This is a genomic window from Nonomuraea sp. LPB2021202275-12-8 (assembly GCF_037044575.1).
In the GTDB taxonomy this organism is placed as follows: Bacteria; Actinomycetota; Actinomycetes; order Streptosporangiales; family Streptosporangiaceae; genus Nonomuraea.
On record NZ_JBAHWD010000001.1, the window covers coordinates 80,136 to 104,081 of the forward strand.

Consider the following 23,946-nt stretch of genomic DNA (forward strand, 5'->3'; position numbering starts at 1 on the left):
AGGCGTCCACGATCGCTAAGTGGGGCCACTTCTCACGCGAACCGGCACCGTCGAAGATCACCGAATGGGGCCAGGATCCACCCGAAAGTGGGTCCGTCTTTCACGCGAGAAACCACCACCGTGCGAGCGGCGTACGGTGGCGACGTCATGAAACGCAAGTGAGGCGGAGCGCCCCATGGCCATGTGCAGGACCAGCATGGTGGGCAGAGCGCTCGCAGTGGCGTGCGTCACGCTGGCCTTGGCGGGATGCAGCACGTCGCAATGGCAGGACGTCAACAACGTGACGCTGTCGCCCGATGGGCGGACGCTGACCGTGGAGCTCCTGTTCAGCCGCCCCCCCATCGGACCCTGAACCATGCGAGCGCGTGGCCGACACCACCGTGAAGGAGACCGGGTCCACGGTGGTCATCGGTGTCCTCGTGGAGAAGGACATCTGTGATCGGCCATGGACTTGGCCTTGGGAAGAGCCGACGTACAACTTGTTGATCGGATACCAGCATCCAGTAGAACTCCGGCTGAAGGCACCACTGGGCAACCGGTCAGTGGCTAATACCGCAACCGGGGAACCTGTTGCAGTCAGCCTGCAGTCGAAGTAGCACGATGCGTCCAAGTGGCCGGCCCGTGAGCGCGGGCCGGCCACTTGACTGGGCAAGGAGGCCTTTCGATCCTCGCCTTCTTCAACAGCCTTCAACAAACGATCGATTCTCAAACCCACGCCGGACGGGCTCGGAACCATCCCTCCCGCCTTCGCGGCCTGTTGAAAACGTGTTGAGAAGTCGGGGTGTTCAGCAAGTACGTCAACACCCTTTTCTCTACACTTTCGGGTCAGGAGCCCCTCGCCAAGCCCGTGCTGCCCTACCCCCACGCCCGTAACGACTGCATCTTTGTGCCGCGAGATGGACGCCGACTTCGAAATCGTGGAGGAGGCGCTAGAACCACCGTCGTGGACGCCGGGCCGCCCGCCTCGCCGGTTCTGCCAGGGGTGCATCGGCCGATGGCTGGTCACCCAGGCCGTCTATGGTCGCGGCAGCCAGACCTCCCCTGATGAGCCGCTCAAGGTGACCGTCACCATGCTGGCCCCGGCGGCGGTTCGTGGTGAATACCACGGCCAAGAACCTCGCGCTTCCCGAAGGCCCGCTGCTGGAGGGATCTCTCGGCGAGAACCCGCTGGCGGCCGAACCCACAGGCCCCTTGGGAGCGCTCATCGGCTACGCCCGCGTCGCCAGCTAGCAGCCCTCACCACGGCGGGCTGTCTCCGCATCTTCGCCGACAAGAAGTCCGGCAAGACCGCCGAGCGCGAGGAGCTGTGGAAAGCGCTGGACTACCTGCGCCCCGGCGACACCCTCGTGGTGCCCTCGCTGGACCGGCTGGGCCGCTCCCTGCAGGACCTCATCTCCATCGTGGCCGGGCTGCGCAAGCGCGGCGTCGGCTTCCGTTCCTTGCACGAGGCGCTGGACACCACCACCGCCGGCGGTCGGCTCGTCTTCCATGTCTTCGCCGCGCTCGCCGAGTTCATCCGCGAGCTCATCCAGAAGGCACTCACGAGGGACTGGCCACCGCGGCCTCGGCGCCGCGCTGTTCGAGCGCACCAGCCGACAGGTGAGCCTCACCCCGGCCGGACGGCAGTTCCGCGACGACCTGCTCCCCGGCTACCGGCAGATCCAGGAGGCGATCGCCAAGGCCGCCGCGGTCGGCCGCGGCATCACCGGTACGCTGCGCGTGGGATTCTCCGCCGCGTGGTGCGGCAACCTCATCGTCAAGGCCGCCGACGCGTTCAAAGCCCGCCACCCCGACTGCGACATCCAGATCCAGGAGTTGCCGCTCCACGTGGGATTCGCGCCGCTGCGTGCGCGCGAACTCGACCTCCAGCTCACCGAACTCCCGGCCGACGAACCCGGCATCACCACCGGGCCCACCGTCTTCTCCATCCCCCGTGCCCTCGTCGTCCCAGCCGGCCACCCCTTCGCCGGACGCTCATCCGTATCGCTCGAAGATCTCGCGCACGTTCAGCTGATCACGATCATCGGTCCGCCGCAGTACTGGCTGGACTTCCACCTTCCCAGCCACACTCCCGCGGGCAAGCCCATCCCGCGAGGTCCGGCGACCGTCGCATGGCAGGAAGTCCTCTCGCTGATCAGCGCGGGCACGCCTTCGTCCAGACCCTCCTCACAGTCGCCAGCCAGCACAGCGGGGACACCACGACCAGCCGTGCCACCAGCGCGAACGAGGCCAGCGACGGCTGGCCGCCACCCTCCTGAGCACCCTCGCCGAGGTGCACCTGCGCAGGGGTGAACTGGAGCGTGCCGACGAGGCTCTGGATCGGATGCAGACACTGTCTCATCTGCTGCTCTACCCCGAGCCGATCGTCGAGGACCTGATCGCGGGCCACCGGTTGGCCATCCGGATCGCGGAGGGAGCCGCCGGGCGGGCGCGTGCGCTGCTGCCCGGCGCCGTGCGCGGGGTGTTCACCTATGGCAACGCCAATGGCCTGGCCTGGGGCGCGGAACTCCTGGCCGGAGTGCACTGAACCGCCTGGCCGAACAAGCCGGCCCGCCGGTCATGCCATGACGAGGTGCTTTCTCCGGACCAGACTTCCCACCCTTGCAGCCGTAGGATCGAAATCATGCTTCCGCCGGAACATCCGGATGCCAAATGCCGCGCGGCGCGAGCTCGTCTTCCAGGAAGACCAGCGTGTCGCCCGCCTTCATGCTGTCCAGGGCCGCGGTGAGCTTGGGCCGCTCGGTGCGGCGGGCGGAGATCCGGGCGTAGCCGATGCGGATCGCGTTCGCCGGCTCCAGCGGTGCTCCACCGTCTCGGTCATGATGCTCTGTTCAAGATCCGTTGGGTCAGGACGCTCGGTACTCCCATTCAATTTCTGATCATGGGTATCGCCGCGATCCACGAGCGGCGGATCAACATCTGCGCGCAGGGGCACCGACGAGCAGAGCAGCAGGACCGGCCACCCCACAACCGGTCCTCGCCCGCTCCAGTGGCTCATCCAGCCGGTCGGTCTCGGCCAAGACCTCGATGGCGCTCCCGCCTGCACGAGCGACCCACGCTCTACCAACACCTTCCAGCACGACTACGCGGACTCCCGGCCATGGCCCGCGACAGCGGCCAGGGCCTCCAGGGAGAGTTGAGGTCAACTGCAGAATCCTCAAGTTGACCTCAACTATGGTTGAGCTTCTATGCTTCCTAAGCAAGCACCTCTCGAAAGCGGGTGACACCGGAATACGGAAGTTCGGGCCGCCGAGCCACTGGCCTGGGACGTTGCACTGCCGGCCACTCGCTGTCCAGACATATACAGGTTCTAGGACGGCGGGCCCACCTGCACGAATGCCGTCCGAAAAATCTGTGTCCGAGACCTCCCTGCCGCTCGGCGGCCCATGCCAGCCGTACTCCGGTGGCTCCCCCTACACGGAGGCGCACTTCTCACCAACGCTCGGCAATGGCGCCCACTCGGTCCAGATCCTCCCCGGGAGGCCGACTTGATGCTGATCTTTTGCTGTTGCGAATCTAATGCAATAGTACATACTGATCGCGGCTCACGGAGGTGGGCACGCAAGACGGAGGTATTGATGTCGAACCAAGGAGTGAGCCGGTTCGCGACCGCGCGTACGGCCTCGCACGACCCGGACTACCCGCAGAAGCTGCTGGAGTTCATGCGGGCCGGGTGGTCGGACCATCCGATCGAGGTACGACCCCGGCCAGCGGTGACCCACTACGCGCGACGCCGCGCGACGCTGTCTGGCGCCTTCCCCGGAGAAACGCTCATCATCCCCACCGGGCCGACCAAGGTGCGAGCCAACAACACGCTCTACCCCTTTCGCCCGGGAAGCGACTTCGCCTACCTCACCGGCGATCACGATCCGGACGGCGTACTGATCCTGCGGTCGCGTGGCGACGGCCATGACGCCCTCCTGTACACGAGGCAGCGCTCCTCGCGGGAGACTGATGAGTTCTTCCGTGACAGGGATGGCGAGCTGTGGGCCGGCCGCCGTCGTACCCTGGCGGAGAAAACGGCCGAACTGGGCATCGACACGGCCCCGCTCGCCGATCTCGACACCGTCCTGGCCGGCTGCGCGCAGGGCCGCACCCGCGTGCTGCGCGGCTTGGACCCCCGGGTCGACACGGCCGTGCCCACCACGGGCGACCGCGACCGCGAGCTCGCTGCGGCGATTTCCGAACTGAAGCTCGTCAAAGACGATTGGGAGCTCGCCCAGTTGCAGGACGCGATCGACGCCACCGTCCGCGGCTTCGAAGACGTCGCCCGCGTGGTGCCGGCCGACCGCGGCGTGTCCGAGCGCCTCATCGAAGGCGTCTTCGGCCTGCGCGCCCGCCACGACGGCAACGACGTCGGATACGGCTCGATCGTCTGCGCCGGCTCGCACGCCACGATCTTGTGCTGGAAGCGCAACGACGGCCTCACCGTGCCCGGCCAGCTGCTGCTAATGGACATGGGCGTGGAGAACAACCACCTCTACACCGCCGACGTGACCCGTACCCTGCCCGTCTCGGGAACCTTCTCCCCGCTCCAGCGCGAGGTCTACGACATCGTCTACGCCTCCCAGCAGGCCGGTATGGAGGCCATCAAACCAGGCGTGAAGTTCGCCGACGTCCACCTCACCTGCATGCGTGCGCTCGCCGAGGGCCTAGTGGAGCTGGGCGTGCTGCGGGTAAGCGCCGACGAGGCGATGGATCCCGCCTCCATGCTCTACCGGCGCTGGACGCTACACAGCTTCGGCCACATGCTCGGCATCGACGTGCACGACTGCGCCGCAGCCCGCCCAGACCGCTACCGAGAGGGCGAACTCAGCGAGGGCAACGTGCTGACCGTCGAACCGGGATTGTACTTCCAGCCCGAGGACGACCTGGTTCCGGCCGAGCTCCGCGGAGTCGGCATCCGGCTGGAGGACGACATCCTGGTCACTGCCGAGGGCGCGGTCAACCTCTCTGCCGGCCTGCCACGGCGGGCCGAGGAGGTGGAGGCCTGGCTCGCCGCCCAGCGGGACGCCGGCCCGCGACTGCCCTGAACCTCGCCGCCACCTCACTACGACGAACGCGAACAGGAATGCCATGCCGATACCAGTGGACGTGGCCCGCGCCCGCGACGACACTCTCGGGTGCGCCGAGGTCGTGCATCTCAACAACGCCGGCGCGGCACTTGCTCCAGCTCCGGTGCTCGACGCCGTCATCGATCACCTGCAGATGGAGGCGCGGCTTGGCGGCTACGAGGCCGCCGCAGCCGCGGCCCCCAAGGTGAACGCCGTCTATGAGTCGATCGCCCGCCTGATCGGTTGCCGCCCGCACGAGGTCGCCGTGGTTGAAAACGCCACCCGCGCCTGGGACATGGCCTTCTACGCGATGCGCTTCGGGCCCGGCGACCGTATCCTGACCTCCCGCGCCGAGTACGCCAGCAACGTCATCGCCTTCCTCCAGGTCGCCCGCCGCACCGGCGCCCACATCGAGGTGGTCGACGACGACGAGCACGGCCAACTGTCGGTCAAAGACTTGCAGCGGCGCCTGGACGACGACGTCAAGCTCGTCGCCGTCACCCACGTCCCCACCCAGAGCGGCCTGGTCAACCCCGCAGCCGAGATCGGCCGGCTGACCCGCGCCGCCGGTGTCCCGTTCCTGCTCGACGCCTGCCAGTCCGTCGGGCAGCTGCCCGTCAACGTGCAGGACATCGGCTGCGACATGCTGTCAGCCACCGGCCGCAAGTTCCTGCGCGGGCCGCGCGGCACCGGCTTCCTCTACGTCTCCGACCGGCTCGTCGAAACGATGGAGCCGCCCTTCCTCGACCTGCACGCCGCCACCTGGACCGACGCACAGACCTACGACATCCGACCCGACGCGCGCCGGTTCGAAAACTGGGAGGCCAACTACGCGGCCAAGATCGGCCTCGGCGTCGCGGTGGGCTACGCCCTGGACTGGGGCATCGAAGCGATCGAGGAACGGGTCACCGCTCTGGCCACACGGCTCCGGGCCCAGCTCGCCCAGTTGCCCGCAGTGACCGTCCAGGATCGAGGCCGGCGCCTGTGCGGAATTGTCACCTTCACCGTCGACGGCGTTCCCGCCGCAGACGTCCACCGCCGTCTCACCACAGCCGGCATCAACACCAGCGTCTCAGGGATCACCTCTGCCCGCTACGACCTGGGCGCACGCAACCTCCCTGCGGTGGTGCGGGCATCGGTGCACTACTACAACACCGACGAGGAGATCGACACGTTGTGCGCAACGCTGAGCTCGCGCCAAACCTGACCACGACCGAACCTACGTCGCCGCCGAGCGTGTCGAACAGGATGTCGATGTTGCCGATCGCATGAACTAAGTCAGAACCCTCGAGTTCAGCTCGGCTTCTTCGGTCGCTCCAGTCCCAGGATCAGGGCTACGGGCTGGTGCTCCGTCTCCAGGTATTGATGAGATTTCAGGGATTCTGAAGGTCCTGCCGGATGGTCCAGTCGCGGATTGGCAGCCGGCGGGTGATCGTCTGGTTGCTGCTGGAGTTGTGAGCGTCGATGCAGGAGGAGGGCGATCGGGCTGCTGCGGGCGGCCCTGTACCTGAGCGTCGCCTTCGATCTGCTGTACCGGCTGCCGCTGCCGTACCAGTGGTGGTTCGAGCTGCCCGAGGAGCTGCTGCGGTTCGCCATCGTGCTGCTGTTCTTCGTGGTCATGGCCGGGGTGCTGCCGCGATGGCTGCGGCTGGTCGGCCGAACAGCACGCTGCGGTCTACCATCGATCGGCACTCACCGGCCCGCCCCTCTCGGAACCCGCCGTCAGATCCTCGCCCTGCCGCCGCCCGCCACAGGCCCCCGGCGGCGGCGGGTGATGCCGTTCGCCCCACTGCGGAGCCGTAACCAACGAGCAATTCGGAAACGGCCACTCCTGCCGCACGCCGTCCAACCACCCGCGGGAGCCCCGGCCCGCCCTCGCCGGCTGGGCGGTCGAGTGTCATCCCGAGCTCACCGCGGCTGAGAGGTCCTCCGCTGGGACTACGCCGTCGCGACCTCCGGAGGAGGCGGGCGAGACCCGGTGACGATGTGCGGGCCATCGCCGCGGCGGCAGATTGGGCCGGGTGAACACCTCTCCTCCAAGAAGCCGCCGGACGATCGTGCCGGTCCTGATCATCGTCGTCTGGTCGGTGAGTTATCTGGTCCTCGGCCTGCTCTGGGCTTTCGGAGGGCCCGGATATCCGTTCGAAGCCGGCCGTACGGGGGCGGGCAACACCCTGCTCGATCCTCTTCCGGCGGCGGCCGGCGGAGGCGTGCTGGCGATGTCGGCGCTGGTGGCCGGCGTCGTCGCCGGGCTCGCCGCCAGAGGCCCGCTCAACCGGGCCCCCGCCGTCGTGGCCGTCGTGGCCGGAGTCGGCCTGGCGGTCCTCCTGCCCGACGTGCGCATCATGATGACCGCCGGCTACCTGCCGGTGATGCTGGCCGCCGCGCTCGCCGGCCAGGCCGAATTCTCGATGATCGCAACCATGCTGACGTGGCCGAGCGTCAACCTGCTCATCCTGATGGCGTCCGGCGTCAGCCTGATGCTTTTGGGGACACGCGCGCTGATCGGAGGGCCAGGGCGGCCCGGCAGCGCCGCCGGCGCGCTACGGATCGGGCAGTACGCGACGGCTGTCGCGGTCGCCGTCCCCGTCGTCTACGCCGTCACCCGTTTCGGCTGGCTCCTGGGCGTGCCCGTCGGCATCAGCGACCAATTCCTGGCCGATATCGCCGAGATCACCCCGATCGGCGCCGGTCTCAGCACGCTCGGTCTCCTCGGCGCGGTCCTGACCTTCGGCTTGGTCCGGCCGTGGGGTGAGATCTGGCCGCGCTGGGTGCCATTCCTGCGCGGGCGTCCGATTCCGGCGCGATTCCCGGCTTACTCGGCTCTGGCCGTCTCCCTCCCCATCACCTCCGCCGGACTGATGTACGTGCGCAAGAAACTCACCGGCGAGCAGGTTGGCCCGGCGGGCGCTGCCGACGAGCTGGGTGCCTGGCTGCCGGAGATGTTGTGGCCGCTGTGGGGGGTGGCCCTGGCGGTGGCCGCGCTGGCCTACCTCTCACGCCGTCGGCACTCCGCTCACGCACGCCGACCATAATGGTGGACGTGCGAGAGTCCCGGTCTACCGGCGCCGCGGTGGACTCCCTTCTCAACCGGCATCGGGTGAGCGCCGATGCCGTGCTCGCCGTCCTGCTCGTCCTGCCGCTCGGCCTGGTCTCGTTGGGCCTGCTCCGGGCCTCGGACAGTCCCCTGTCGCTCCGCCTGCTCGCGGGTCTCGGCCTGCTGGTGCTGCATGGTTGCGTCGTTCCGCGTCGGCTGCGCCCGCTGGTGGCGTATGGCCTGGCCGCAGCGGCGATGCTGCTGCTGGTGGCGCTGCCGCCCCTGCACGACCCGGGCGGCGCCTACTATCCGGCGGTGCTGCTGCCGAGCACACTGGTCTTCGGGCTGTTGCTCTACACGGCGTCCGGCCGGCTCGACCTGCTGCCCGGCCTAATCTGCCTGGCGGTCGCCCTGGCGGGTGTGGGCCTGCTCCTGGCGCGTCTGTGGAATCCGGCCTCGTGGGGTGGCTCGTCGGGTTCCTACGAGCTGGTCGCGTGGCGGATCGGGCTGTCGGTCGGCCTGGTCGCCGTGGTGGCGTGCCTGTGGTCGCTGGGCCGCCTCAGCCGGATGCGGGGGTTGTTCCTGTCCGAGCTCAGAGCGAAGGCCGAGCGTGCCGAAGCCGACCGTGCGCGGGAGCGGAAGGAGGCGGCGCGGGCAGAGCGCGACCGCATCAGCCGCGAAATGCACGACGTGGTGTCCCACTCGCTCGCCGTCATGGTCAGCCAGGCGGAGGGTGGTCGGCTGTCCGATCCGGACTCGCCCGGGGCGGGTGTGTTCGCCACCATCGCCGGGGTCGGGCGCGAGGCCCTGCGCGACATGCGCGGGCTCCTGGGCGTGCTGCGCGCCGACGGCGGCACCACTCCGCAACCCGGCCTCGGCGACCTGTCCGACCTGCTCGACCATATGCGCGATACGGGCGTACGCGTCGCCGTACAAGAGGTCGGGGACGCCCGGCCGCTGCGCCCCGCCGCCGACCTGACCGCCTATCGCGTCATCCAAGAGGGGCTGACCAACGTGATCAAGCATGCGGGGGCGACGGCCGCGGCCGACCTGACGCTGGCGTGGCGCCCGGACGGACTGCACATCACCATCACGAACGATGGCGACGGGCCGCCTGCCGAAGGGGCCGGCGTCGGGCTGAGCGGGATGCGCGAACGGCTCAGCATGGTGGGAGGCACCCTGGAGGCCGGCAGACGCCCCGGCGCCGGCTTCGAACTGTCGGCCACCCTGCCCTATGAGCCGAGGAGCCTCCCATCATCAAGATCATGATCGTCGACGATCAGGAGCTGCTGCGCAACGGCCTGACCATGGTCATCACGTCCCAGCCCGACATGGAGCTGGTCGCCGAGGCCGCTGACGGCCTGTCGGCCCTGAAGGCGTTGGAGTCACGGCGCGTCGACGTGGTGGTGATGGACATCCGCATGCCCCGAATGGACGGTGTCACAGCCACCCGGGAGATCCAGCGGCTGAACGACCCGCCGAAGGTGCTGGTGTTGACCACGTTCGACCTCGACGAGCACGCCCTGGCCGCGCTACGGGCCGGTGCGAGCGGGTTCATGCTGAAGGACGCGCCAGGAGAGGAGATCATCGCTGCGATCCGGCACGTGCACCGGGGCGACTCGATCATCGCGCCCGCCACTACCCGGCGGCTCATCGGGCGGCTCGTCGCGAAGGCCGACACCGACCCGGACGCCGTGCTCAAGGTGCTCACTGAGCGCGAGCGTGAAGTCTTCCTCAGCCTGGCAGGAGGCGCGTCCAACGCCGAGATCGGGGCCGAGCTGTTCCTGTCCGAGACCACGGTCAAGACCCACGTGGGGCGCATCCTGACCAAGCTCGGGCTGCGCGACCGGGTTCAGGCGGTGGTCCTGGCGTACGAATCCGGCGTTGTCACTGCGGGTGAGCGTTAAGCAGTGGCCCGACCTGGGTCAGACCACGGAGTACACCCGGCTGACATCTTCGCCGCGCTGGCCGAGTTCATTCGCGAGCTCATCGTGGAAGGCACCACGGCGTACTTGACGAACTCCCCTACCGCCAGCAGCACCGCGTTGATTCTTCTAGGTTGCCGCACCAGCTGACGCCGGGCCCGGTGCGTACCTCAACCACACCATAAAGCCGCCGAGGCCCTCCATCGCGACCCGCCAGTCGCGCCCGGTCCCTTCGCACCACACACCAGATACAGCGCCACCCCCGTGGCGTACGCCTGCGTCGTGCTCTCCGCCCGCCCCATACCGAACCGGACGTGCTGCAAGAACCGATCCGCTGGCCCGTGCACCTCCAAGCCATCGTCGAGCACCGTCCAGTACCGAACACCAGTCGGCAAGCACACCGGGAACGCTCGCACGAACCACCTCCATCAGGAAGCGGCCAGCGTAAACCGACAGCCCACACCAATGCTCCAACCCCTACAGAAGCTGTCGCACACCCACATGAACTCCGCACCAGCACGACAGTGCACGACACTCAATCCACCCCCACAGAAGCTCAAACGGAGGACCAGCTCGGACGCGGTCGTCGGAGGGTTCGTCGGCAGCCCACGGCGGTCGAGCGGGCTGCTGCTCGGCCGCTACGACGATGCGGGACGGCTTCGCGTCGTCGGCCGCACCATCCAGCTCAGCGCGCAGGCCGCCGTCGAGATCGCGCCCCTGCTCACCCCCCGCGCACGACGGACACCCGTGGCCGGCGACACTCCCGCCAGGCTGGGCGTCCAGTCCGTACGGTGAAAGCGACCCGATCACCTTCATCCAGGTACAGCCCGACCTGGTGGTGGAGATCCTGGCTGACACGGCCACCGACGCCGGGAGACACCGGCACGCCGTCCGGCACCTCCGCCCCCGCACCGACCTTGACCCGGCGCAAGTGGTCGGGGAGCACGACGCCGTGGCGTAACCCCCTTGCGTCACCAGGGCCTGACAGCTCCCAGATGGAACGCCGAGCGGTGTGACTACGAACACCTGTTATGGGTTCAGAAGCGTTCTATGCCACGGCCGCCCAGGTGATGCCGACGATCCTGATTGCCCTGGTGGTGGAAGTCGGGTTCTTGCTGCGAGCACACGGACGCGCGGTCATGGACCTGCGGAGACAGCTGGAAGAAGAGAACAGACGGCGGTTCGGGGTGGGGGGTTACGTTACTCAGCCGGATCATCCGGCTGAGGTCGCCCGGATGCGGTGGGGGCTGACGTCCGTTGCGATCTTCTGGACGTTTGTGATTGGAGAGGTAGTGGCTGTTCTGGCGTTGGGATTTCGCTGGTTCAACGCTTGGACGTTCTGGCCCGTCTTGATCTGTATGGTGCTCCTGACCTGCTTGGGCGCTTTCATACCCGTCTACCGGTACACCAGCGAGGCCATTTCGCCGCCAGAGGTCCCGCCAGCGTCGTGACCGCTGATGGTCGCTCAGCCTCCGTGAAGAGAGGCCCGCCGCGCTTCTCGCGCGACGGTGCGGGTGCCGATTAATCATCCGGCCAGGTCAGGCGGCATGCCGGTACTCCTTCAGTACACCACCAAGTCGATCATGTCGGCGGATGTCGAGCGGTGCTATTCCACCGGGGCCGATGTCGGGATCCGGAAGTGATCGAAGCGGAGCCGCCTGCCTGAGAGCACGGTGCGGCCGGTGCTCGTTGTAGAAGGCCTCGAACTCACGCAGCGCGTGGCGGAGGTGGTGGTCGTTCCAGGTCAAGGTCCGGTCCAGCAGTTCGCGCCGGCAGGTCTGGATCCAGCGCTCCATGATGGAGTTCATCCGCGGCATCCGAACCCCGCTCTTGACAAATGCGTACTCCAGCATCGGCCAGCACCGCGTCGAAAGCCGCGGTGAACTTGGCGTCCCGGTCCCGTTTCAGGAATTTGGCGGTGCTGCCGGCCTCCTGAGCTTCCACCTTCGCGATATACCGGCTCGACGCCACAGAACAAGGCGATTCCCGGTAACTGGGCCGCGTCCGAGTTCGATTCCACGGGCCAGCCCAACGCCGCGGCCAAGCCGCTGACACGTGGAACACCCGGCGTCACCAACACCCAGAACAGGAAGCACTTCTCGATGATCGAGATGCATATGGACGTGGGAAGACCTGAAGAGATGCACTGGCTGATCCCAGGTAATACCCAAGAGGAAAAAGACGAGAACCAGCACAGGGTCTACATCAATTACTGCAAGTACTATATGCCGGACGCGTACCGACGTCTGAGGAGCCCGGCGTTTTCCGGACACGTCCCAAATGAACTATATGGTCGACTCTATCACGCAACCGACTGATTATCGGACCATTCATCGAGGACTTCGAGCGGCGGTCGATAACCAAGCCCTGAATGAAGTCGCCGCGGATTATAGAAGCCTTCGATGTATTGGATAAGCGCGCGCCGTGCTTCAGCTCGTGTAGCGAACACTCGATGGTGGACCATCTCGGTCTTCAGCTTCCCGAAGAAAGATTCCGCCATCGCGTTGTCGAAGCAAATCCCTGTCCTTCCCACCGACCTGCGAATCTTATACTTGTCGAGCGTCTCACCAAATTCTATCGACGTGTACTGGCTACCCCTATCCGAATGGAAAATAGCATCTTTGGGGAGAGCGACCCGTCCAGCGGCCATGTCGATTGCCGCGCTGACCAAGCGTGCCGGGTAGCGCGTGTCGACCGACCAGCCGATCACGGATTTCGAGAAACAGTCGATCACCGTAGCCAAGAATAACGGCCCCTCACCGGTGTCGATCTGTGTGATGTCGCCGATCATCTTGGCTCCCGGCACCTCGGCGGTGAAGTCGCGCCTGACCAGGTCGGGGATCGACCCGGCGTCCTTGTCGGCGACTGTGAGGCTCCTGCGCTTCTTGACCTGCACGGGAACAAGGCCCATCTCACGCATCAGGTCGCGCACCGTCTCGTCGTCGATCTTGATGCCGGCACGCCCGAGTTCGGCGTGGACGCGCCGGTAGCCGTAGGTGCGGTCGGACTTGGCGAACTCCTCGTCGATGCGGACTTTGAGCGCCTCGCGTCGGAGCGCTCGGTCCGATAATGGACGATCCTGCCATTCGTAGAAGCCGGAGGTGGAAACGTCGAGCAGCCGGCACATCATCTTGATCTCAAAATTGGCCCGCTCCGCGTCGATGAGTGCGAACTTCGCGCTCACCCTTGCTCCTTTGCGAAGTAGGCCGCCGCTTTTTTCAGGAACGAGTTCTCCGCCTCAAGCTCCTTGACTTTGCGCTCCAGCTCTGCGAGCTGGGCCCGATCGACTGCATCGCGTACTTCTGGAGTGTTTCCCTTACGCTTCTCTTTTTCGGCGTTCACCCAGTTGCGGATTGTTTCGGCGACCAGGTTAAAAGAGCGGGCAGCCTGTGCACATGTGTGCTCGTCGTCCAGGACATACTTAACGACTTCGGCCCGCAATTCGGGAGAGTACTGCCTCGGCTTCTTCGCCACTACCTTGCCTTCCGGGTATCACGCAAACCCTACTTGGGCCCGTGTCCGGAAAGATCGGGGCACCCCAGTCCGACAAGGCCGGATAAGCTGCCCATCGGCATGGGCAATCAATGCGACGAATACCCGTTCGCCTCAACCAAGCAGGGTGCTAGTTACGCTCAAGGAAACTGTTCCCTGAAGGCTCTGAACGGGGTGCAGAACAGGAAGCACCCAGGAGACGGAACCAAGTGCGGCACGATGAACGGCCGTACTCCTCACCATCGCGAACACGCCGCCGCCCTGCGATTGCTGCCCGTGGGCGATCGGGACAAGGACGCCGAGATCCTCGCCCCTGCGCCACCAGATCACCGCCCTTGAACGGCAACTCGGCGCCGACACCGGATTCGCGCCTGAGGACCGGGCCTTTCTCGCCGCTCTCCTGACATCGCTGCCCCGCGAGGTCCTGCGCCGGCTGCGGCTTCCTGTCCGGCCGGACACGGTCCTGTGCTGGCACCGCGATCTGCTGAAACGGCGTCATGCCCGTACCTGCCGGCCGAAGCGGCCCGGGCGCCCGCCCACGCTCCGCTCCATCCGCGCTCTCATCCTGCGTCTGGTTCGGGAGAACCCCGGCTGGGGCTACCGGCGGGTCCACGGAGAGCTCACCACACTCGGCATCAAGATCGCCCCCGTCCACGGTGTGGGAAATCCTCAAGCAGGACGGCCTCGATCTGGCGCCCGAGCGGGCTTCCACCACGTGGGCCGACATCGTGCGCCCCCAAGCCGACGCCCTACTGGCCTGCGATTTCATCGAGACCATCACCCTGAACGGCAAGCGTCAGTACATCCTGGCCATCATCGAGCATGCCACCAGGCGCGTCGGCGTGTTGGGCACCACCGCTCATCCGAGCGCGAGCTGGGTCATCCAGGCGATAAGGAACCTGGACGATGCGGGATGCCGGGCGCTTTCTGATCCGAGACAGGGATGGGAAGCTCCCGGCGCTCATGGATGAGATCCTCGCCGAGGCCGGCATCAAGACGGTGCGCACCGGTATCCGGATGCCGCGGATGAACTCGATCATGGAGCGGTGGGTGCAGTCGTGCCGCCGCGAGTTCCTCGACCGCTGCCTCCTATGGAACGAACGCCACCTGCGGCACGCCCTGCGCGAGTACGAACGGTTCTACAACCAGCACCGAGCCCTTCAAGCCCTGGACCAAGCAGCCCCGCTGCGCACCGTCCCCGATCCGATCACGGATCCGACGCGAATCATCGACCTGAACGTACGCCGACGAGACCGGCTCGGCGGAGTCCTCCACGAGTACTCACATGCCGATTGACCTGCATGGATGGAATCTTTGGCAGGCGCAGAGCTGCCGCGGCCATCACGAGCACCAGGTGCTTCGCCGTCAAGTCGCTTTCTATCCTTGCCCGCATGGACAGCGAAGAGCCGTTCGCCATCGATACCAGCCGATTAATGGTCAAGGTGTGGTACGGGCAGGTCTACCTTGCGGACGAACTACTGGACGGAGATGTGTCAGGCGATTCCGAAGACTCGCCCACCTCTTCAGTGGGCGTCATCCGCGTGACACCCGGCCTTGCCACCCTGAACATGGGCATCGACATGGGGGAAGTGCCCATCACGGTGGTCGTGGCCGATCGGGATCCGGGCGCCGACCTCGAAGGCCATGAAGACGCCGTGGAGATCAGTTTCGAGTCCCTGTCGGGCCGGATCGCTCTGCTCGAGTGGGACTGGGATGAGCCCAGGACCCACGACCTCACCCCACTACCGGCCGGTCCCGGACCATACCGCATCAGGTTCCATGTCACAGGTCTGGACGATCACGCGGGAGCACTGGTTCACCGCCTACAGATCTGGCCTGAGCCCTTTCATGATCCCGCTGTGCTCAAGATTACGAGCAGGAATTTCCAGTACCTTCTGGATCCTGACGGGTTCGATCCTGACGAGCACGCTTCGGGCACTGTCTGAGCGATGAAGGGAGGGGCCACGGGCACCCTCCCTTCATCATGGTCACCGTGAGTCTACGATCGCCACCCCACCGGGCACCGTCTGCCGCAAGACCGCCACCTGACGGCCGGGCCGATCCGGCGCTGGAGCAACCGCGCGAGCGTGCCTTGCCGGACGCTCTGATGACCAGGCGAGATGCGCGTGACCGCGGCCAGACAGAGCGGCCCCTCTTGCCGTATGTGACGCCAGGTGCCGATCGCTCGTGTGCCGGGGAGTTCACGAGGTCAACGGCCTGAGGAGTTGCCCGCCGTGCGTGGCTGCGCCCAGCGCCGAGGCATGGTCGCTGACCAGGTCGTGGAGCCGGTACCGACCGGGGGCGCGCTCCTGCAGGAGCTGGGCGTCCAGGAGCTGGTCCAGCAGCCGCCTCGCCTCGATCGTGGTCGTGCCGAGCAGGGCCGCGGCCGCGTGCAGGCCGAAGTCGGCGCGGACGTACGCGCCGAGCAGCCGGTACGCCTGTCGCGGCTCGGCCGGCAGCCGTTCGTAGGACAGGTCCAGGGCGGCGGCGACGCTGTGCCGTCCGGCCGCCAGCTCGGCCAGCCGGTCGCCGGCCAGCCGGTCGAGCAGATGTCGCACGCTCCAAGCGGGGTGCGCGCGCAGCCGGGCGGCCGCGATGCGGATGGCGAGGGGGAGCAGCCCGCACCGCCGCACGACCTCGGCCAGGATGTCCGCCGGTGCGCCCGCGATGCGCCCCCGGCCGGCCACGCGGGCGAACAGGGCGACCGCGTCCGTCACCGGCAGGACGTTCAGCGACAGGCTCCGGGCGTCGCCGGGGCCGCTCAGCCGTCGGCGGCTGGTGACGATCACCCGGCACTCCCGGCCGGCGGGCAGCAACGGATGGATCTGGCCTTCATCGGCGGCGTCGTCCAGGACGATCAGGACCTTGCGGCCGGCCAGCACGCTGCGGTACAGCGCGGCGCGGTCATCGAGATGCCAGGGGATGTGCTCGCCGGGAACGCCGAGCGTGCGCAGCAGGCGGGCGAGGGCGGCGTCCGGTTCGACCGGCGCCGTGTCCGGAGCGTGTCCGTGCAGGTTCACGAAGAGCTGCCCGTCGGGGTACTCCGGCGCGAGCCGGTGGGCGGCGTGTACGGCCAGCGCCGTCTTGCCCACCCCCGCCATGCCGCTGACGCAGACGACGGGCACCGTGTTCCCGCTCCGGTGCCCTTCCACGATCGCGAGTTCGGGCCTCCGTCCGGCCAGCGCGGAGACGTCGGCGGGCAGCTGCCGGGGAGCGATCACCGGCGGCGAACCCACCGCCGCGGGATCGTCACGCCCGGCGGGAGCCGGGTGGCCGCGTGCGACGGCGCTCAGCGTCGCCCGCTCCGCGCCGTCCAGGCCCAGCGCCGTCGCCAGCATCACGATCGACGCGGTGCGCGGTCGCCGGGGCCCGCCGGCCTCCAGCCGGCGCACGGTCCTGACGTTGAGACCGGCCCGTTCGGCGAGTTGCTCCTGGGTCAGCAGCGCCCGCTCCCGCCACCCGCGCAGCAGCGGGCCCAAGGACCCCCCGGCACCGTGATTCCCCACCCCTCCGCCACCCCCGTTCTCGTCGTCGGCCTGGCCGGCGGACAAGTACGACCATCGAACCCGCGTCTCCGCTGTTCGGGCCACCGGTCGGACGAACTCGCACGGAATCAGACGGGCCGGACAAGCCCGACTTCCCGCCCAAACCTGATTGATGGGACCGGCGGCGTTGGCCAGAATGAGCGCCATGGGCGAGCGGAAGGAGGGCGACCACCCGCACGACGTGTGCCCCTATCAAGGGCTGGTGCCGTACGAGAGCGGGAAGGCCGAGCTGTTCTTCGGGCGTACGCGGGCGACCGGCAGCCTCGTGGACCGCCTGGGACGGCGACTGGCGGAGCACGGCTCCATCTTGCTGGTCTCGGGCGCCTCCGGCGTGGGCAAGTCGTCGTTGCTGCGGGCGGGACTGATGCCGGCACTCGCGAACGGGATGCTGCCGATCGCCGGATCACAGCGCTGGCCGCGCCTGCTCATCACGCCCACCGCCAGGCCGTTCCGCGCACTCGCCGAAGCGTGGGCGCGGACGTTCGGCGGGCGCGTGGAAACTGTGGACGAGCGATTACGGGACGACCCGCGGGCGGTCGTCGCACCGGCCGGCCGCCTCATCCTGGTGGTCGACCAGTTCGAGGAGCTGTTCACCCTGGTGGCCGACGAGCGGGAGCGCCAGGCGTTCGTCCGGGCCCTGCACGCCATGACCGAGGGCCCGGACGGCGCCGGAGTGATCATCGGGGTGCGCGCGGACCACTGGGAACGTTGCGCCGCCTACCCGCAGTTCGCCGAGGCTATCCAGGACGGTCAGGTCATCGTCGAGCCGCTGACGGAGCCGGACCTGCGGCTGGCCATCACCGGCCCGGCGGCCGCGGCCGGCCTGGAGCTCGAACCGGGGCTGGTGGAGCTCATTCTGGGCGAGCTGCCCACCGGCCGGGTGACCGGCGATCGCTACGAGGTCGGGGCCCTGCCCCTGCTCTCGCAGGCGCTGCGCAACACCTGGGACAAACGCGAGAACGGCACGCTGACCGTCCGGGGTTACGAGGAATCCGGCAGGGTCCGCGACTCCGTGCGGCGTACGGCCGACGAGATCCTGGCGCGGCTGCCGCCGGAGGATCGCAAGGCCGCGCTCAGGTTCTTCCGGCGGATGACGGTGATCACCTCGGGAGGCCGGGTGGCGCGGCGCCGGGCGACCCGGGCCGAGCTGGAGGCCGCCGCGTCCGCGCGCTCGGCCGAGGGGCGGGAGCGGGCCGCGAGGCTGCTGTCGGCGTTCGCCGGCCGGCGACTGCTCACCCTGCACGAGGACACCTGCGAGATCGCGCACGACGCGCTCCTGACAGCCTGGCCCACCCTGCGGCAGTGGCTTGAGCCGGACCTCGCCGCGCAGACGGTTTACGACCGGCTCCTGGACGCCGCCGCGCTGTGGGACGAGCACCACCGCGACCCCGCCTTCCTCTACCGTGGCGCGCGGCTGCTGGCCGTCCAGGACAGCAGGCCCCGCTGGGACCGCGACCCCGACAGCTTCCCGCCGCCAGGTCCCACCGCGGAGCGCTTCATCGCGGCGTCCAGGCGGGAGGCGCGGCGAGCGGGCCACCGCCGGCGTCTCGTCATGGGCGGCCTAGCGGCGCTGTCGGCGCTCGCCCTCGTCGCGGCCGGAGCCGCTGTCAGGGCGGCGGACGAGGCCGATCTGCAGCGCGCGCGTGCGATCTCCCGCCAGCTCGCCGCGCAGAGCGAGGTCACCGGCGACTCGCAGCTGTCCTCGATGCTGGCGGTGACCGCGTGGCGCATCGCGCCCACCGACGAGGCGCGCAACCGCCTGCTGTACGCGGCGACCAGGACCGGCCGGGGGACCCTCACCGGGCACACGCGGGGGGTCACGGCGCTGGCGTTCAGCCCCGACGGCTCGACCATCGCGACCGGGAGCGCTGACGGCACCGCGCGGCTCTGGGACACCGCGTCGCGGCGGCAGCTCGGCGCCCCGGTCACCCGGCCGAAGTACGAGTGCTCGGACGTCCGGCTGGCCTTCAGCCCCGACGGCCGCACGCTGGCCACGGCGTGTCTCGCCGACGTCCGGTTCTACGACGTGGCCACGCGGCGCGAGCTGGGCGCCCCGCTGCGGCACGAGGCGGTAGTGTCGGCCATCGCCTACAACCCCGACGGGAAAACCCTCGTGACCGGCAGCATCGACGGCGTCGTCCAGCAGTGGGACACGGCCACCCGCCGTCCGCACGGGGCTCCCATCGGCCGCCCCGACCACGGGATCGACCGCTCAAGAAGGATCTTCGTGGTGGCGTTCAGCCGGGACGGGAAGACCATCGCCACGGCGAGCAAGGACGGAACCACCCGGCTCTGGGACAGCGCCGCGTCCCGGCCGCGCGGCGCACCGCTCACCGGGCACGCAAACAGCGTCGTGGACGTCGCCTTCAGCCCGGACGGCCGCACCCTCGCGACGGTGAGCTGGGACAAGACCGCCCGATTGTGGGATGTGGCCACGGGCAGGCAGACGGGCGTGATCAGGGACCGCAACGCCGGCTTCAACGCGATCGTCTTCAGCCCGGACGGCACCCGACTCGCCACCGCCGGACCCACCGGCCGCACCGTTCTGTGGGACACGGCCGGCCGGCAGCCGGTGCTCGCGCTCGCCGTCAACGTCTCCCCTGTCGAGCGCGTGGCGTTCAGCCCGGACGGCAAGCTGCTCGCCGCCGCCGGCGGCGACGGCGTGGTACGGCTGGCAGACCCGCGGACCCACCTGCAGATCGGGACCTCCATGCCGGCACGGGCGGACGTGGCGCTGAGCCCCGACGGACGGACCCTGGCCACGGGCGTGGCAGGCGAGAAGGATCCCGGGATCCAGCTGTGGGACGTGGCCACCCAGCGGCCCGCCGGCCCTCCACTGAAGCCCCGCGGCGCCCGCCGCCCCGTGGCCATGATCGAGTTCACCCCCGACGGGCGGAAGCTCGTGACGTCCAGCTCGGACGGCCTGCGGCTCTGGGACGTCGCGGGCCGCCGCGAGATCGCCCATGACAGGACGCTCACGGGCGTGGCCGCGCTCAGCCCGGACGGCAGGTTCGTCGCCGTCCAGCAGGACGAGGCCATCGCGTTCTGGGACGTCGCGCGTCACAGGGAGACGGGGCCGCGCATCCGTGTCCCCCGCCACACCGAGATCATCACGGGGCTGGCGATCAGCCCTGACGGCAGGACCCTCGCGAGCGCCGGTTACGACAACCGGGTGCGTTTCTTCGACGTGGCCGGCCGCCGAGAGATCCCCGACTCGCCGCCCGCGACCGCCGGCGGGTTCATCAACGACCTGGAGTTCAGTCCTGACGGCCGGACTCTGGCCTTCACCGCCGTCGACGACTCAGTCCGGTTGTGGGACCTGGCGCGCCGCCGGCCGGCCGGCATGGCCCTGATCGGCGGAGACGGCGCACCCACCGCGCTCGCGTTCAGCCCGGACGGCCGGACCCTCGCCACCGGCTCCATGGGCGACAACGTGCGGCTGTGGGACCTGCGGGTCAACCGGCAGCTCGGCAACCCCATGACCGGCCACAGCCAGGGCATCACCGCCGTCGCCTACAGCCGGGACGGGACGGTCGTCGCCACGGTGGGCGGCGACGAGACCGCGCGGCTGTGGAACGCGGGCAGGCCCGCCGACCTGCTGGCGGCGGCCTGCGCCAACGCGGGCCGCTCCCTCGACCGAGAGGAATGGGAGAGCCACGTGCCCGGGGAAGAGTACCGCCGGACGTGCCCGTGATCCCCATCGTCGAGAGAGTGCCCATGTTCCTGCGAGGTTTACGGCGCCGGACGGGCAAGCCCGTCCCGGAGCTGGTCGCGTTGTTCCGTTCGATCGTCGACGGCGGCCGCGAGATCCACCCGATCGCGTCCGACTTCCTGCGGCACTTCATGGACGGCGCGGGCGCGTCGAGGACGATGCCGGCCCGGTGGCTGCGCTCGTTCAAGGTGATCAGGAAGGCGGAGCGCAGGAACCAGCGGCGGTTCGAACGGCAGCTGGCCCGGGAGGCGAGGCTGGTGCGCGACGGCGGGTCGAGCTGGCTGCACGATCACTGGGACGCCCGGATCAACGCGTTCATCGGCACGGAGTTGTTCTACGTCAGCAGGATGAGCCTGCTGCGCTCGCGCGGCTCGTTCGTCCTGACCAGGAACGGACCGGAGGTGCGCGTGTCCGGCACGGTCCGGCACCGCTGGTTCGACCCGTATGACTGGGATCGCGGCCGATGGGTCTACATTCCCCGGCACGGGTTCGTGCCCATCGCGGTCGGCCGCGAGCTGGTCGAGGCCGATGAGGCGCGCGACTTCCTGATGGAGTCGCGGCACGTTCAGACGCTGGAGGGCCGGTGCCTGGACGGCCGGTGGCCGCGGCGCGTCAGGGCGGCGTTCAAGTGGTCGCTGGCGCGGGAGGGGAACGGATGACCGCGGAGCGTCCGCGCCCGCCCGATCCGGCCGAGGCCGGAAGCGTGCAGGACTTCGTGCTTTCCCTGGTCCGGCTCAGGCAGTGGGCGGGCGAGCCGTCCTTGAGCAGGCTGCGCTCACTCGGCGGCCAGACCGCGGCCTCCGACGGGGCCAAGGTCGACGCGTTGCCGAAGAGCACCACCTCCCATGTCCTGCGGCAGATCGACAGGCTGCCGCGGTGGGATTTCGTCAGGGCCTTCGTCACCGCTTGCTTCCACTACTGCGACTATCCGCCCGAGCTGATCTACGGCGAGCTCGAACGCTGGCGGGCGACCAGGACGGCCCTGGCCGAATCGGCCCCCCGCCCGCCCGAGCCGCCCGCGGCTCCCGCGGAGACCGTCGGCGCCCCCGAGCCGGACCCCGCGGCCGGGCTGCTGGCACGGCGCGTGGTCCGGGAGGAGGACAGGGCACGCAGAGGGCTGCTCGCCGGGTACGACGTCGCGCCGCTCTCCTTCGGCCGGTACGACACGGCGGGCGAGGTGGCGCACGACCTGCTCTCGATCGGCCGGTTCTTCGGCGACCTGCGCCCCCGGCGCATGCTGGTCGTCGGCGAGTCGGGGGCGGGCAAGACGGTGCTCGCCATCGAGCTGGTGCTGCAACTGCTGGAGCCCGTGCTGGTCGCGGGCGGGCGGCCCGGTCACGGTCAGCTGGTGCCGGTGCGGCTGAACGCGGCCCGATGGACCTTGGGCAGGCCGTTCGAACCCTGGCTGGCCGAGCAGCTGGCGCACGACTTCGGGCTCGCCGCCGGGGACGCGCGGCGGCTGGTGCAGGATCGCCGGGTGCTGCCGGTGGTCGACGGACTGGACGAGCTGGACCCCGAGCCGTCGCCGGGCCCGCCGCGCCGGGCGATCGGGCTGCTGGCCGAGCTCAACCGGTACAGCGATCTCTCCGGACGGCGGCCGGGCGCGGTCGTCGTGACCTGCCGCGCCGATCGCTACGCCGAGCTGAGCGAAGTGGGGGCCGGGCTCGACCACGCCGCCCGGATCCACCTGCACAACCTGACCGCCGAGCAGATCGGCGCGTACCTGGACGCCCGCTGGCCGGAGGGCCATCGTTGCGGCGGGCACCGCGAGGACATCCGGACGGCACTGTCCGGACCGGCGGGCAAGGCCGTGCACGCAGCGCTGGCCACCCCGTGGCGGCTGCTGCTGACCGTGACCGCCGTGGAGTCCGGCGCCGACCCGGCCGAGTTGCTGCGCGCCGACCCGGACGCCGACCCCGGTGAAGCAGCGACGCTGATCGCCGGGAGGCTCCTGGAGGCGTACGTGCCGGCGGCGATCGACCTGACACCGCGCACCGCCCACGGCAACCCGTACCGGCCGGACCAGGTCCGGTCGTGGCTCGTGCACCTGGCGGCGCACCTCCGCTGGCAGGGCGCCCGCAGCGGCGAGATGGACCGGCCGCCGCCCGGCCTGACCGCGATCGACGTCGTCCCGCATCTGCTGTGGCCGATCGGCGGCCGGCGCCGGGTCCGTGCGCTGCACAGCCTGGGCTGTGTGATTCTCGCGGTCATCGCGATGCTGGCGTTCTGGACGGGCTCGGCGGTCGACGGCCCCGGCGGCCCGCGCGGGCAAGCGGGCACGGAGATCCTCACCCTGGCTCTCATGGCAGGCTGGGTGGCCATCGCCACCGGCCTGTCGCTGTCGCCCTGGCCGGCCGCCGCCGGTGGGCGGACCGACGTCCCTCGCCGGCGCCGGGTGATCGGCGGCCTGCTGGGCGCCCTGGCGGGCGTGCCTGTGGGGGTGCTCGGCGGCCTGGCCGGGCTCGTGCTGACCGGGGGAAGGGTGTTCGGTCCCGGCTTCGCCGTCGCCGCCGGCGGAACCGGAGGACTGGTGCTGGGTGCGGTCATCGGACTGACCGCGGCCGGTCGGCGGGGAGCCGGGCGGATGTCCGTGTCCGAGGCGATCCGCGCCGAACCCTTCACCCTGCTGGGTTTCGGGCTGTGCGGCGCGCTCACCGGGCTGCCGCCGCTGCGGCTGGCCGACGCCGGGCCGCTGCCGCTGACCGCGGGGGTCGCCGCGGCTTTCGCGCTGGCCTTCGCGCTGGGGGTCGTCTTCAAGATCGCCACTGGCGGCTGGAGCAGGGACGCGGAGCTGGCCCACCCGCAGGAGGCGCTGCACCGCAACCCGGTGATCGGGATGGCCTTCGGACTCACTGGCGGCGTCGCCGCCTTCCTGGTGTTCGTCATGAACCGCGACGTCGCCACGTCGCTGGTGTGCGCGCTCACCGGCGGCGTGACCTTCGGCCTGGCCTTCGGCGCGATCGCCTGGGCCCGCACCATGATCGGCCTGGTCGTCGCGGCGACGCGCGGCCTGCTTCCGCTGCGGCTGTGGACCTTCCTCGGCTGGGCCTGCGAGGCCCGGCTGCTCCGTGTCAGCGGCGCCACCTACCAGTTCCGGCACCGCGAGCTCCAGGATTTCCTGACCCCGCCAGACAGCGCCGGCGACGGGTGGGCGCGCGATCGGCCCCCTCCCGGCGAGTGA

General features: G+C 69.2%; 23 protein-coding genes and 1 pseudogene. 19 read left to right on the forward strand and 5 right to left on the reverse strand.

Translation table 11 applies throughout. From position 1 onward, the window contains the following. The first annotated feature begins 175 nt into the window (after positions 1-175). The 7 genes and pseudogenes from V5E28_RS00435 (at position 176) to V5E28_RS00465 (ending at position 6,261) form a co-directional block, all read left to right on the forward strand. The gene (locus V5E28_RS00435) at positions 176-352 is read left to right on the forward strand and encodes a hypothetical protein (RefSeq protein WP_336203820.1); all 177 of its coding nucleotides are present in this window, start codon (positions 176-178) and stop codon (positions 350-352) included. A 743-nt stretch (positions 353-1,095) separates the two neighbouring features. Then, positions 1,096-1,230 (forward strand): hypothetical protein, encoded by a 135-nt coding sequence (locus V5E28_RS00440; protein ID WP_336203822.1) that lies wholly within the window; start codon positions 1,096-1,098, stop codon positions 1,228-1,230. A gap of 29 nt (positions 1,231-1,259) precedes the next feature. Further along, a pseudogene (locus V5E28_RS00445) lies at positions 1,260-1,478 on the forward strand (recombinase family protein); the annotation flags it as partial. Between the two features lie 121 nt (positions 1,479-1,599). Then, positions 1,600-2,292, forward strand: coding sequence for a LysR family transcriptional regulator (locus tag V5E28_RS00450; RefSeq protein WP_336203823.1), 693 nt, complete (start codon positions 1,600-1,602; stop codon positions 2,290-2,292). Continuing rightward, on the forward strand, positions 2,273-2,527 hold the full coding sequence (locus tag V5E28_RS00455; RefSeq protein WP_336203825.1) for a hypothetical protein: 255 nt from the start codon (positions 2,273-2,275) through the stop codon (positions 2,525-2,527). The genes V5E28_RS00450 and V5E28_RS00455 overlap by 20 nt, the downstream gene beginning before the upstream one ends. A gap of 1,051 nt (positions 2,528-3,578) precedes the next feature. Further along, entirely contained in the window at positions 3,579-5,033 is a 1,455-nt protein-coding gene (locus tag V5E28_RS00460; protein ID WP_336203826.1) for an aminopeptidase P family protein, read from the forward strand. A 43-nt stretch (positions 5,034-5,076) separates the two neighbouring features. After that, the gene (locus tag V5E28_RS00465) at positions 5,077-6,261 is read left to right on the forward strand and encodes an aminotransferase class V-fold PLP-dependent enzyme (RefSeq protein ID WP_336203829.1); all 1,185 of its coding nucleotides are present in this window, start codon (positions 5,077-5,079) and stop codon (positions 6,259-6,261) included. Positions 6,262-6,347: 86 nt separating this feature from the next. Here the strand turns inward: V5E28_RS00465 and V5E28_RS00470 are convergent, their stop codons facing one another. After that, positions 6,348-6,674 (reverse strand): hypothetical protein, encoded by a 327-nt coding sequence (locus V5E28_RS00470; RefSeq protein WP_336203830.1) that lies wholly within the window; start codon positions 6,672-6,674, stop codon positions 6,348-6,350. 401 nt (positions 6,675-7,075) lie between these two features. Here V5E28_RS00470 and V5E28_RS00475 point away from each other — a divergent pair, with 401 nt between their 5' ends. The 5 genes from V5E28_RS00475 (at position 7,076) to V5E28_RS00495 (ending at position 11,467) form a co-directional block, all read left to right on the forward strand. After that, positions 7,076-8,089 (forward strand): hypothetical protein, encoded by a 1,014-nt coding sequence (locus V5E28_RS00475; RefSeq protein ID WP_336203832.1) that lies wholly within the window; start codon positions 7,076-7,078, stop codon positions 8,087-8,089. Between the two features lie 8 nt (positions 8,090-8,097). Then, positions 8,098-9,360 carry a sensor histidine kinase gene (locus V5E28_RS00480; protein WP_336203834.1) on the forward strand — a complete coding sequence of 421 codons (1,263 nt, stop codon included), beginning with the start codon at positions 8,098-8,100 and terminating at the stop codon, positions 9,358-9,360. After that, positions 9,357-9,998 (forward strand): response regulator transcription factor, encoded by a 642-nt coding sequence (locus V5E28_RS00485; RefSeq protein ID WP_336203835.1) that lies wholly within the window; start codon positions 9,357-9,359, stop codon positions 9,996-9,998. Before V5E28_RS00480 ends, V5E28_RS00485 begins: the two co-directional genes overlap by 4 nt. 483 nt (positions 9,999-10,481) lie before the next feature. After that, positions 10,482-10,811 (forward strand): hypothetical protein, encoded by a 330-nt coding sequence (locus tag V5E28_RS00490; RefSeq protein WP_336203836.1) that lies wholly within the window; start codon positions 10,482-10,484, stop codon positions 10,809-10,811. 236 nt (positions 10,812-11,047) lie between these two features. Further along, on the forward strand, positions 11,048-11,467 hold the full coding sequence (locus V5E28_RS00495; protein WP_336203837.1) for a hypothetical protein: 420 nt from the start codon (positions 11,048-11,050) through the stop codon (positions 11,465-11,467). A gap of 87 nt (positions 11,468-11,554) precedes the next feature. Here the strand turns inward: V5E28_RS00495 and V5E28_RS00500 are convergent, their stop codons facing one another. The 3 genes from V5E28_RS00500 to V5E28_RS00510 form a co-directional block, all read right to left on the reverse strand. After that, positions 11,555-11,869, reverse strand: a complete 315-nt coding sequence (locus V5E28_RS00500) for an integrase core domain-containing protein (protein WP_336203839.1) — start codon at positions 11,867-11,869, stop codon at positions 11,555-11,557. 449 nt (positions 11,870-12,318) lie between these two features. Further along, complete coding sequence (locus tag V5E28_RS00505) at positions 12,319-13,200, reverse strand: IS3 family transposase (RefSeq protein WP_336203841.1); 882 nt, start codon at positions 13,198-13,200, stop codon at positions 12,319-12,321. After that, positions 13,197-13,490, reverse strand: a complete 294-nt coding sequence (locus V5E28_RS00510) for a transposase (RefSeq protein WP_336203842.1) — start codon at positions 13,488-13,490, stop codon at positions 13,197-13,199. The genes V5E28_RS00505 and V5E28_RS00510 overlap by 4 nt, the downstream gene beginning before the upstream one ends. A gap of 99 nt (positions 13,491-13,589) precedes the next feature. Here V5E28_RS00510 and V5E28_RS49405 point away from each other — a divergent pair, with 99 nt between their 5' ends. The 4 genes from V5E28_RS49405 to V5E28_RS00525 all read left to right on the forward strand — a co-directional run bounded on the left by V5E28_RS49405 (position 13,590) and on the right by V5E28_RS00525 (position 15,454). Next, positions 13,590-13,847, forward strand: a complete 258-nt coding sequence (locus V5E28_RS49405; protein WP_442945745.1) for a NucA/NucB deoxyribonuclease domain-containing protein — start codon at positions 13,590-13,592, stop codon at positions 13,845-13,847. A gap of 317 nt (positions 13,848-14,164) precedes the next feature. Next, on the forward strand, positions 14,165-14,479 hold the full coding sequence (locus tag V5E28_RS00515) for a hypothetical protein (protein ID WP_336203844.1): 315 nt from the start codon (positions 14,165-14,167) through the stop codon (positions 14,477-14,479). Beyond that, positions 14,472-14,804 carry an integrase core domain-containing protein gene (locus tag V5E28_RS00520; RefSeq protein ID WP_336203845.1) on the forward strand — a complete coding sequence of 111 codons (333 nt, stop codon included), beginning with the start codon at positions 14,472-14,474 and terminating at the stop codon, positions 14,802-14,804. The genes V5E28_RS00515 and V5E28_RS00520 overlap by 8 nt, the downstream gene beginning before the upstream one ends. A 95-nt stretch (positions 14,805-14,899) precedes the next feature. After that, positions 14,900-15,454 (forward strand): hypothetical protein, encoded by a 555-nt coding sequence (locus V5E28_RS00525; protein WP_336203847.1) that lies wholly within the window; start codon positions 14,900-14,902, stop codon positions 15,452-15,454. Between the two features lie 255 nt (positions 15,455-15,709). Here the strand turns inward: V5E28_RS00525 and V5E28_RS00530 are convergent, their stop codons facing one another. Next, the gene (locus V5E28_RS00530) at positions 15,710-16,987 is read right to left on the reverse strand and encodes an ATP-binding protein (protein WP_336203849.1); all 1,278 of its coding nucleotides are present in this window, start codon (positions 16,985-16,987) and stop codon (positions 15,710-15,712) included. Positions 16,988-17,198: 211 nt separating this feature from the next. On the opposite strand from V5E28_RS00530, the gene V5E28_RS00535 reads away from it, so the two are divergent. Genes V5E28_RS00535 through V5E28_RS00545 form a run of 3 tightly spaced genes read left to right on the forward strand, consistent with a single transcriptional unit; the run spans position 17,199 to position 23,946 of the window. Further along, entirely contained in the window at positions 17,199-20,747 is a 3,549-nt protein-coding gene (locus V5E28_RS00535; protein WP_336203851.1) for an NACHT and WD repeat domain-containing protein, read from the forward strand. 23 nt (positions 20,748-20,770) lie between these two features. Next, complete coding sequence (locus V5E28_RS00540; protein WP_336203852.1) at positions 20,771-21,424, forward strand: hypothetical protein; 654 nt, start codon at positions 20,771-20,773, stop codon at positions 21,422-21,424. After that, positions 21,421-23,946 carry an NACHT domain-containing protein gene (locus tag V5E28_RS00545; RefSeq protein ID WP_336203855.1) on the forward strand — a complete coding sequence of 842 codons (2,526 nt, stop codon included), beginning with the start codon at positions 21,421-21,423 and terminating at the stop codon, positions 23,944-23,946. Before V5E28_RS00540 ends, V5E28_RS00545 begins: the two co-directional genes overlap by 4 nt.

Coding starts and splice junctions, on each gene's coding strand:
- V5E28_RS00435 (WP_336203820.1), top strand. CDS start 176: ATGGCCATGTGCAGGACCAGCATGGTGGGCAGAGCGCTCGCAGTGGCG.
- V5E28_RS00460 (WP_336203826.1), top strand. CDS start 3,579: ATGTCGAACCAAGGAGTGAGCCGGTTCGCGACCGCGCGTACGGCCTCG.
- V5E28_RS00465 (WP_336203829.1), top strand. CDS start 5,077: ATGCCGATACCAGTGGACGTGGCCCGCGCCCGCGACGACACTCTCGGG.
- V5E28_RS00470 (WP_336203830.1), bottom strand. CDS start 6,674: ATGACCACGAAGAACAGCAGCACGATGGCGAACCGCAGCAGCTCCTCG.
- V5E28_RS00485 (WP_336203835.1), top strand. CDS start 9,357: ATGATCGTCGACGATCAGGAGCTGCTGCGCAACGGCCTGACCATGGTC.
- V5E28_RS00490 (WP_336203836.1), top strand. CDS start 10,482: ATGCTCCAACCCCTACAGAAGCTGTCGCACACCCACATGAACTCCGCA.
- V5E28_RS00495 (WP_336203837.1), top strand. CDS start 11,048: ATGGGTTCAGAAGCGTTCTATGCCACGGCCGCCCAGGTGATGCCGACG.
- V5E28_RS00500 (WP_336203839.1), bottom strand. CDS start 11,869: ATGCTGGAGTACGCATTTGTCAAGAGCGGGGTTCGGATGCCGCGGATG.
- V5E28_RS49405 (WP_442945745.1), top strand. CDS start 13,590: ATGGGCAATCAATGCGACGAATACCCGTTCGCCTCAACCAAGCAGGGT.
- V5E28_RS00520 (WP_336203845.1), top strand. CDS start 14,472: ATGGATGAGATCCTCGCCGAGGCCGGCATCAAGACGGTGCGCACCGGT.
- V5E28_RS00525 (WP_336203847.1), top strand. CDS start 14,900: ATGGACAGCGAAGAGCCGTTCGCCATCGATACCAGCCGATTAATGGTC.
- V5E28_RS00535 (WP_336203851.1), top strand. CDS start 17,199: ATGGGCGAGCGGAAGGAGGGCGACCACCCGCACGACGTGTGCCCCTAT.
- V5E28_RS00540 (WP_336203852.1), top strand. CDS start 20,771: ATGTTCCTGCGAGGTTTACGGCGCCGGACGGGCAAGCCCGTCCCGGAG.
- V5E28_RS00545 (WP_336203855.1), top strand. CDS start 21,421: ATGACCGCGGAGCGTCCGCGCCCGCCCGATCCGGCCGAGGCCGGAAGC.